The 8,657-nt window shown below is 66.5% G+C and carries 6 protein-coding genes and 2 pseudogenes; 7 read left to right on the top strand and 1 reads right to left on the bottom strand.

Translation table 11 applies throughout. The features are described 5' to 3' along the window. Positions 1-171 precede the first annotated feature (171 nt). From nrdD to trmB, 4 genes are all read left to right on the top strand, one after another. A complete protein-coding gene (gene nrdD / locus ACT84W_RS07840) occupies positions 172-2,394 on the top strand; it encodes an anaerobic ribonucleoside-triphosphate reductase (RefSeq protein ID WP_432290159.1) in 2,223 nt (740 codons plus the stop codon). A gap of 102 nt (positions 2,395-2,496) precedes the next feature. Continuing rightward, a complete protein-coding gene (locus tag ACT84W_RS07835; protein WP_444328797.1) occupies positions 2,497-4,167 on the top strand; it encodes a putative manganese-dependent inorganic diphosphatase in 1,671 nt (556 codons plus the stop codon). An 89-nt stretch (positions 4,168-4,256) separates the two neighbouring features. Then, positions 4,257-4,835 (top strand): 5'-deoxynucleotidase, encoded by a 579-nt coding sequence (gene yfbR / locus ACT84W_RS07830; RefSeq protein WP_444328798.1) that lies wholly within the window; start codon positions 4,257-4,259, stop codon positions 4,833-4,835. A gap of 46 nt (positions 4,836-4,881) precedes the next feature. Then, positions 4,882-5,718, top strand: coding sequence for a tRNA (guanine(46)-N(7))-methyltransferase TrmB (trmB, locus tag ACT84W_RS07825; protein ID WP_432290158.1), 837 nt, complete (start codon positions 4,882-4,884; stop codon positions 5,716-5,718). Between the two features lie 219 nt (positions 5,719-5,937). Here the strand turns inward: trmB and ACT84W_RS07820 are convergent. Next, positions 5,938-6,396, bottom strand: a pseudogene (locus ACT84W_RS07820) (glycerophosphodiester phosphodiesterase family protein); the annotation flags it as partial. Here ACT84W_RS07820 and ACT84W_RS07815 point away from each other — a divergent pair. The 3 genes and pseudogenes from ACT84W_RS07815 to ACT84W_RS07805 all read left to right on the top strand — a co-directional run. After that, positions 6,307-6,648, top strand: coding sequence for a hypothetical protein (locus tag ACT84W_RS07815; protein WP_444328796.1), 342 nt, complete (start codon positions 6,307-6,309; stop codon positions 6,646-6,648). The pseudogene ACT84W_RS07820 and the gene ACT84W_RS07815 overlap by 90 nt on opposite strands. A gap of 180 nt (positions 6,649-6,828) precedes the next feature. Then, positions 6,829-7,812 carry an AEC family transporter gene (locus ACT84W_RS07810; protein WP_444328795.1) on the top strand — a complete coding sequence of 328 codons (984 nt, stop codon included), beginning with the start codon at positions 6,829-6,831 and terminating at the stop codon, positions 7,810-7,812. A 130-nt stretch (positions 7,813-7,942) separates the two neighbouring features. Beyond that, positions 7,943-8,657: pseudogene (locus ACT84W_RS07805) on the top strand (hypothetical protein); the annotation flags it as partial.

Here is an 8,657-nt window from a genome sequence, read left to right as displayed (position 1 = left end):
CTCCGGCATAGACAACCGGTTAACAATGTCAAGACCAAATCTAACAATATATTGGGTCGAATGAACATCCTAAACACAAGGTCTTGTGGCATAGTAATTCGCGAACACAAGCACAGGCATTCAACGGCGCGCCGCACGGGCGCGCCGATTTTTCGGAAAGCCAGGTCGACCATGAAGATCATCAAGCGCAACGGCTCGGAGGTCACCTTCGAGGTCGAGAAGATCGAGAACGCCATCCGCGCGGCCAACCTCGAGGTTCCCGAGGAGCAGCGCCTCTCGGAGCGCAGCATCAAGTTCGCCGCCCTCAACGTCACCGACGAGTGCATGGAGGCCGGCCACACCGTGACGGTCGAGGAGGTCCAGGACCTCGTCGAGGACCAGCTCATGGCCCTCGACCACTTCGAGGTCGCCCGCCGCTACATCATCTACCGCTACGTGCAGGCCCGGAAGCGCCAGAAGAACACCACCGACGACAAGATCCTCTCGCTGATCGAGTGCAACAACGAGGAGGTCAAGCAGGAGAACTCCAACAAGAACCCCACCGTCGTCAGCGTCCAGCGCGACTACATGGCCGGCGAGGTCTCCAAGGACCTGGCCATGCGCGAGCTGCTGCCCGCCGACATCGTGGCCGCCCACAACGAGGGCATCATCCACTTCCACGACGCCGACTACTTCGCGCAGCACATGCACAACTGCGATCTCATCAACCTCGACGACATGCTGCAGAACGGCACCGTGATCTCGGGCACGCTCATCGAGCGCCCACACAGCTTCTCCACCGCCTGCAACATCGCCACGCAGATCATCGCGCAGGTCGCTTCTTGCCAGTACGGCGGGCAATCGATCTCGCTCACGCACCTCGCGCCGTTCGTCGACGTCTCGCGCAAGAAGATCCGCCGCCAGGTCTACGCCGAGATGGAGGCCATCGACGCGCACCCCGGCGAGGACAAGATCAACCAGATCGTCGAGAAGCGCCTGCGCGAGGAGGTCGCCCGCGGCGTGCAGACCATCCAGTACCAGGTCGTCACCCTCATGACCACCAACGGCCAGGCGCCCTTCATCACCGTCTTCATGTACCTCAACGAGGCGCGCAACGAGCAGGAGAAGGCCGACCTTGCCCTGTGCATCGAGGAGATGCTGCGCCAGCGCTATCAGGGCGTGAAGAACGAGGCCGGCGTGTGGATCACCCCCGCCTTCCCCAAGCTCATCTACGTGCTGGAGGAGGACAACGTCGACGAGTCCGGTCAGTACTACTACCTCACCAAGCTCGCCGCCAAGTGCACCGCCAAGCGCATGGTGCCCGACTACATCTCCGAGAAGAAGATGCGCGAGTACAAGCTCTCCAAGGGTGAGACCGAGGGCAACGGCGACGTCTACACCTGCATGGGCTGCCGCAGCTTCCTCACCCCCGACCGCACCGGCAACGGCTACGACAACGTCGCCCGCGCAAAGAACTACGAGCCGGGCAAGCCCAAGTACTACGGCCGCTTCAACCAGGGCGTCGTCACCATCAACCTGCCCGACGTGGCGCTTTCGGCCGACCGCGACATGGCCAAGTTCTGGGACATCTTCGACGAGCGCCTGGAGCTCTGCCACCGCGCGCTGCGCGCCCGCCACGACCGCCTGTGCGGCACGCTCTCGGACGCCGCGCCGATCCTGTGGCAGTACGGCGCGCTCGCCCGCCTGCCCAAGGGCGCCCCGATCGACCCCCTGCTCTATGGCGGCTACTCCACCATCAGCCTCGGCTACGCCGGCCTCTACGAGTGCGTCAAGGCCATGACCGGCCACAGCCACACCGACCGCGAGGCCACGCCCTTCGCGCTCGCCGTCATGCAGAAGATGAACGACAAGTGCGCCGAGTGGAAGGAGGCCGAGAACATCGACTACTCCCTCTACGGCACGCCGCTGGAGTCGACCACCTACAAGTTCGCCAAGTGCCTCCAGAAGCGCTTCGGCGTGATCCCCGGCATCACGGACAAGGGCTACATCACGAACTCCTACCACGTCCACGTGACCGAGAAGATCGACGCCTTCACCAAGCTCAAGTTCGAGAGCGAGTTCCAGCGCCTGAGCCCCGGCGGCGCGATCTCCTACGTCGAGGTCCCCGACATGCAGGACAACCTCGAGGCCGTCCTCGCCGTCATGCGCTACATCTACGACAACATCATGTACGCCGAGCTCAACACAAAGAGCGACTACTGCCAGGTGTGCGGCTACGACGGCGAGATCAAGATCGTGGAGGACGACGGCAAGCTCGTCTGGGAGTGCCCGCACTGCGGCAACCGCGACCAGTCCAAGCTCAACGTCGCCCGGCGCACCTGCGGCTACATCGGCACGCAGTTCTGGAACCAGGGCCGCACCGAGGAGATCCGCGACCGCGTGCTGCACCTTTAGGCTGCTTGTTTCGTGTGTAGGGGCGCCGCGGTCCCCCGCGGCGCCCGTGACGTGGCAGAATACAGGATTGACTCAAAATCCGCCCGTGCTTTGGAGGAACGAATGCCCGAGGCAATCCGCAAGGTCAACATCATTGGCCACCTCAACCCCGACACCGACAGCATCTGCTCGGCGATCGCCTACGCCTACTTCAAGAACAAGACCGGCGACACCACCATCTACGAGGCCCGCCGCGCCGGCGCCGTCAACCGCGAGACCGCCTTCGCGCTCAAGCACTTCGGCTTCTCTGAGCCTCCGCTGATCACCTCCGTGACCCCGCAGATCAAGGACACCGAGGTCCAGAAGCAGGCCGGCATCGACGCCGAGACCAGCCTCTTCGAGGCGTGGAACGTCATGCGCGACTCCAAGTGCGACACGCTCTCCATCACCGACGGCGACGACAACCTGCTCGGCCTCATCGCCACCAAGGACATCGCCAACGCGAACCTCGACATCTTCGACATCGAGGTCCTCGGCAACTCCAAGACCAAGTTCGCAAACATCGTGAGCACCCTCAACGGCGAGATGGTCCTCGGCGACCCCGAGGCTCGCGTCGAGGCCGGCAGCCTGCGCGTGGGCACCACCCCCGAGATGATGGAGGACACCGTCAAGGCCGGCGACCTCGTACTCGTCACGAACCGCTACGAGACCCAGCAGTTCGCCGTGGGCGCCGGCGCGAGCTGCATCGTCGTCTGCTGCGGCGCGCACGTCTCGGCCCAGGTCAAGGAGTCGGCCGAGAGCCGCGGCTGCACCATCATCGCCACGCCCTACGACACCTACGCCGCCGCGCGCCTGATCTGCATGTCCATCCCCGTCCGCGCGAAGATGATCCCCGAGAAGGCCACCATCAAGTTCAGCGTGAACACCGCCGTCGACGACGCGAAGAAGACCATCGCGAGCTCGCGCCACCGGTTCTTCCCCGTCATCGACGAGAACGGCAAGTACGTCGGCCTCGTCAACACCCCGAGCCTTCTCTCCGCGAAAAAGAAGCACGTCATCCTCGTCGACCACAACGAACGCAGCCAGGCGGTCGAGGGCCTCGAGCAGGCCGAGATCATGGAGATCATCGACCACCACCGCATCGGCTCCATCGAGACCGAGGCCCCCGCGCTCTTCCGCAACATGCCCGTCGGCTGCACGAGCACCATCATCTACCAGATGTACCAGGAGGCCGGCCTCGAGATCCCGCGCGACATCGCCGGCCTGATGCTCTCCGCCATCATGTCCGACACCCTCGCCTTCCGCTCCCCCACCTGCACCTCGATGGACGTCAACGCCGGCGAGGCCCTCGCGAAGATCTGCGGCGAGGACATCCCCAGCTACTCCGACGCGATGTTCGAGGCCGGCGCCGACCTCACCGGCCGCTCCGCCGACGAGGTCTTCCACCAGGACTTCAAGGTCTTCTCGCGCGGCAACGTCAAGTTCGGCGTGGGCCAGGGCTCCTTCATGACCGAGAACTCCCGTAAGGCCGCCGAGAAGCTCGTCGGGCCTTACCTCAAGGAGGCCGCGGCCAACGAGGAGCTCCCGATGGTGTTCTACATGTTCACCGACGTGAAGAGCTCCACGACCGAGCTGCTCTACTTCGGCGAGGGCGCCGAGGACGTCATCCACCGCGCCTGGGGCGTCGACGTCAAGGACGGCATGGCCGTGCTCCCCGGCGTCGTCTCCCGCAAGAAGCAGATGGTGCCGCCGCTCATGGCCACCTTCCAGAAGATCCAGGAGGAGCAGGACTAGTGCCCGAGCGCCCCACACGGCCGGCTCCTGACTCGCGCGTCTCCGCCTCGGGGGCGCGCGAGTCCCATTTTCTGGCCATTCTCTCCCGCATGAAGTACATCGAGCGCTGGGCCCTCATGAGGAGCTCGCGCCCGGAGAACCTGAGCGAGCACGCGATCGACGTGGCGCTCATCGCGCACATGCTGGCGACGCTCGGCCGGGTCCGGCACGGGCGCGACCTCGACGCGGACCGTGCGGCGGTACTCGGGCTCTTCCACGACGCGAGCGAGATCATCACGGGCGACATGCCGACCCCGGTGAAGTACCACGACCCCGCGATCCGCGACGCGTACAAGGCCGTCGAGGCGGGGGCGGAGGCGCGACTGCTGGGGACGCTGCCCGAGGACCTGCGCGGGGCGTACGCCGGGTACTTCTCGCCTGCTGCGGGAGAAGGACTCGCCGAGGCGGAAGGCGACGCGTACCTGCGGCGCCTGGTGAAGGCGGCGGACAAGCTCTCGGCGCTGATCAAGTGCGTCGACGAGCGGCGCGCCGGCAATACTGAGTTCGCGAGCGCCGAGGCGACCTGCCGCGCCGCGGTGGACGACCTCGCCGCCGAGCTCCCCGAGGTCGCCGACTTCGTGGCCGAGTTTCTGCCCAGCTACGGCTCGACCCTCGACGACCTCCTCTGACCAACACCGCGTTGGTTTTGGACCACGAATTCACGCAAGGAGTGCCATGCACGGAATGCACGCGCGGCTGCCCAAACACTTCGTCCTCGAGGAGCGCCTCGAGCGGTACCGCGACTACATCGAGCCCGACCCTTACACATGGGCAGGCCGCTGGGCCGCCGCCTGCGCGCCCGTCGGATCCGAGCCGTTCCGTGAGGTCCGGCTCGACCTCGGCTGCGGGAAGGGCTCCTTCACCGTCGAGGCGGCGCGGCGCGAGCCCGACGTGCTCTTTGTCGGCATGGACTCGGAGCCCGTCTGCATCGCCTACGCCGCGCAGCACGGCTTCGAGTCCGAATTGCCGAACGTCGTCTTCGTCCCCGGCACCGGCATGCGCATCCGCGAGATGTTCTCCCCTGCCGAGCTGGGCGTCATTTACCTGAACTTCCCCACGCCGTTCCCTCGCAAGCGCGACTCCGCGGGCCGGCTCGTCAACCTCGAGCGCCTCATGGACTACCGAGAAGTGCTCGCACCCGGAGGCGAGGTCCGCCTGCGCACCGACAGCCAGCCGCTCTTCGACTTCGCGCTCACGCAGATTCCCCTCGCCGGCTACGAGCTCACCTGGCAAAGCCGGGACGCCCGTGCCGAGCACCCCGACGACCCCATGAGCGAGTACGAGATCCGCCTCGGCGCGCAGGGCGCCCGCGTGAACTCCTACGTCGCCGTTCCCGGACCCGCGCCAAAGAACCCCGTGCAGACCGCCGAGATGAGCCTCGCGGCCTACATCCCCGCCGACCTCAGCAGCTTCGACGGCTACGCGCCCCACGGCATGCAGGGCACCATCGAGAATCTGCGCAACCGCGCCGCCAAGGACGGCGGCGACTGGAGCCGCGGCATCACGCTGTAGGGCCCTACGCCGGCAAGAAGCCCTCGAAGATCGGCACTGCGCCGGCGGCCTCGGCCGCTCGCGCTCGCTGCGCAGCGTCCATGCCACGAGATGCGCTCCCAGAAGCCCGCAGCTCAGACGCACCGCCGGATTGTCGCAGTCGGAGAACTTGTACGCCACGAAGTCGGGCCTCGCCGCCACGTTGCCCAGAAGCGCCGTGCCGCCGACGCGCACGTACAGCGGCCGGTCCGCGTCGGGCCAGAAGTTCTCCGCGAGCTGGCCGCGGATCACCTCGGGACGATGGCGGCGCATCCACGCGACCGCGCGCGGGTCGAAGCTCTCGACGCAATAACGCACCAGGTGGTCGTCGAGGCAGCGCATGGCGCGCTCGCAGAGCTCGGCGTGGTTGTCGTCGAGCGTCTTTAGCTCAACGATCACGGGCGCCGGCAGCTCGGACTCGCCGGTGGGGTCGCAGTCGAAGACACTGAGCGCCTCGCTGAACGTCGGGATCTGCTCATCGGTCCCCGCGAGTCGACATTCCAGCAGCTCAGACAAGGTCATGCGCTCCACGATGCCCTCCCGGCCGCACATGCGCCGGATGTCCGAGTCGTGGATGACGACGAGCTCGCCGTCGGCGGTCAGGTGGACGTCGAGCTCCACGCCGAAACCGTGCTCGCGGGCACGCAGGAACGCGGCCATCGAGTTCTCGGGCGCGCCCTCGCCGTGCAGGCCGCGGTGCGCGTAACGGTATCGGGCGATCTCGCGCCACTGCTGGTCGATCACGGGGTCTCCGTGGCGCGGCGCCAGGACGGCGCAGGCCGCGCCCGTCACCGCGACGGCGGATCCGGCCGCGACGGCGAGCGCCCCGGCGAGCTTCTTTGCGTTCATATCTATACCTCCAATGGCGAGCCGGGCAAGAAGCCCCTCTTGCCATCGCACGAGTGTTTTTGAGCAGAAACTAGTATGCCACGTGCCCCGCGCCGGCATCCGAGGCAGTCCTTGAACGGCTGCGCGGGTCGGCGGACCTCGGCCAAAAGGCACCGCCAACACGTTACAGCTTGTCGCCGAGAGTCGGCGCGCGGCGCGGCGCGACTACCATGGGCTTGTCGAACAGAAAGAAGCGCCCGCCCCATGGAATTCACGCACGTTATCAACCAGATGCTCGTCCTTTGCATCCCCATCCTCGTCGGATACCTCGCCGCCAGGCTCGGCTACCTCGATGAGGACCTGAACACCAAGCTCTCGCGGCTCATCGTGAACATCGCCCTGCCCTGCCTCGTCGTGGGCTCCGCGTTCGGCACCGACGGCCTGCCGGACGCACCCGTCGTCCTCGAGCTCATGTTCTACTCGGCCATCGGCTACGCCATCGCCTACCTGCTCGCCCTCGCGATCCCGGCGCTCATGCGCTCCTCCGCCGCCGAGCGCGGCATCTACCGGTTCGTCGTCGTGTTCGGAAACGTCGGCTTCATCGGCTACCCCGTGCTCTCGGCCATCTACGGTCCGCGTGCCGTGCTCTACGCCGCCATCGCCGCGATCCCGGAGTCGCTCATCCTCTACAGCGCGGGCGAGCAGATGATCCGCGACAGCGCCGCGCTCCGGGCAGCGGACGGCACGGCAGCAGGCACGGCCGGAGGCGACTCCGAGCTCGCGTGGGGACAGAAGATCGTCTCGTTCCTCAAGAGCTGCGTGAACTCGACCTTCATCGCGAGCCTCGTACTTGTCGCGCTCGTGCTCCTGCGCGTGGACAACCTCGGCTTTCTTGGCAGCGGCATGCAGGTCGTCGGCAACCTGACCACGCCCGCGGCGCTGCTGGTCACGGGCGGGACGCTCGCCGGCTACGAGCCCGTGTCGATGCTCTCCAACTGGCGTGCCTACGTCGCCGCCATCGCCCGCCTGCTCATTGTGCCCGTGGCGATGCTCCTCGTCCTGCGGCCGCTCATCGCCGACGATTTCGTTCGCGGGGTCGTCGTCATCGGCGCCGCGATGCCGGTGGCCAGCGTCGGCGTGCTCTTCTGCCTCGCGTACGGCGCGGACACCAAGCCGATGATGCAGTCGACCTTCGTCGCGATCATCGCGTCGGTCATCTCCATCCCGCTGCTCGCGCTCATCGTGTAGCTGGGGACGCGCCCGCCTGCCGACGTGGACGCGTCTCCGCGCCGATTGGGTAGTAAGCTAAAGAGTCGAAAAACAGCGCGCGACGAGCCGGGCGGCCCGCCGCGCTTCTTCCCGCGCGAAAGGCCCGAACATGACACAAATAAAGCCTGGCCACCGCCTGTACCTGTACCGACTATTTGCCCGCGAGCTCGGGGTTGGCAAGCAGACCGCCCTCTCACGCGCCGCCGAGGTCCTCGAGGCCGATGGACTCGACCCCGCCGACCTCGGGTTCGTTGACGCGCGCTCGCTCTTTGAGGCGCTCAGCGAGTGCGTGAAGCTCACCGTCTTCAAGAAGGGCGCCATCTTTGTGACGGTCCTCGCGAACGAGGAGTACGATCAGGCGCTCGCGCGCGCCCAGAAGAACAGCGGCAAGTCGGCGGCCACGAAGTCGTTCAAGCGCCAGCGCGGCGTGAAGAACGTCAAGCCGCAGAAACCCAAGCACATCGAGAAGAAGAAGCCCGCGCCGGAGCCCGCCGCCGATTCCGAGCCGGTGCCCACGTCCGCGGAGGAGACCGCACCGACGGACAAGCGGATAGTCGCCGAGGCCGTTACAGAGGCCGAGGCTGCCGCAGATGCTGAGGTTGATGCCGCTACCGAGTCAGTTATCGACGATGTGGCCAACACCGGCATCGAGTTCGTCTTCGAGACCGATGCCGCCGCCAACACTGAGGTCGCCGCCGAGCCTGGTCCCGAGGCGATTCAGGAGCCCGGCGCAGCTCGGGAGCAGGAACCCGAGAGCGTGGCCGCGCAAAAGGCCGCAGCCCCGCAGCAACACGAGGCGAAGCCCGCCCCCGTGATCGACCCGG

The sequence above is a fragment of the Paratractidigestivibacter sp. genome (assembly GCF_052362415.1).
Classification (GTDB): Bacteria; Actinomycetota; Coriobacteriia; order Coriobacteriales; family Atopobiaceae; genus Paratractidigestivibacter.
Note: the sequence above shows the minus strand (reverse complement) of the source record. Positions and strands in the feature narration are given on the sequence as shown.

What these genes read in the sequence shown, in the direction of transcription:
- nrdD (WP_432290159.1), top strand. Translation starts at nt 172, where the DNA reads ATGAAGATCATCAAGCGCAACGGCTCGGAGGTCACCTTCGAGGTCGAG.
- ACT84W_RS07835 (WP_444328797.1), top strand. Translation starts at nt 2,497, where the DNA reads ATGCCCGAGGCAATCCGCAAGGTCAACATCATTGGCCACCTCAACCCC.
- yfbR (WP_444328798.1), top strand. Translation starts at nt 4,257, where the DNA reads ATGAAGTACATCGAGCGCTGGGCCCTCATGAGGAGCTCGCGCCCGGAG.
- trmB (WP_432290158.1), top strand. Translation starts at nt 4,882, where the DNA reads ATGCACGGAATGCACGCGCGGCTGCCCAAACACTTCGTCCTCGAGGAG.
- ACT84W_RS07810 (WP_444328795.1), top strand. Translation starts at nt 6,829, where the DNA reads ATGGAATTCACGCACGTTATCAACCAGATGCTCGTCCTTTGCATCCCC.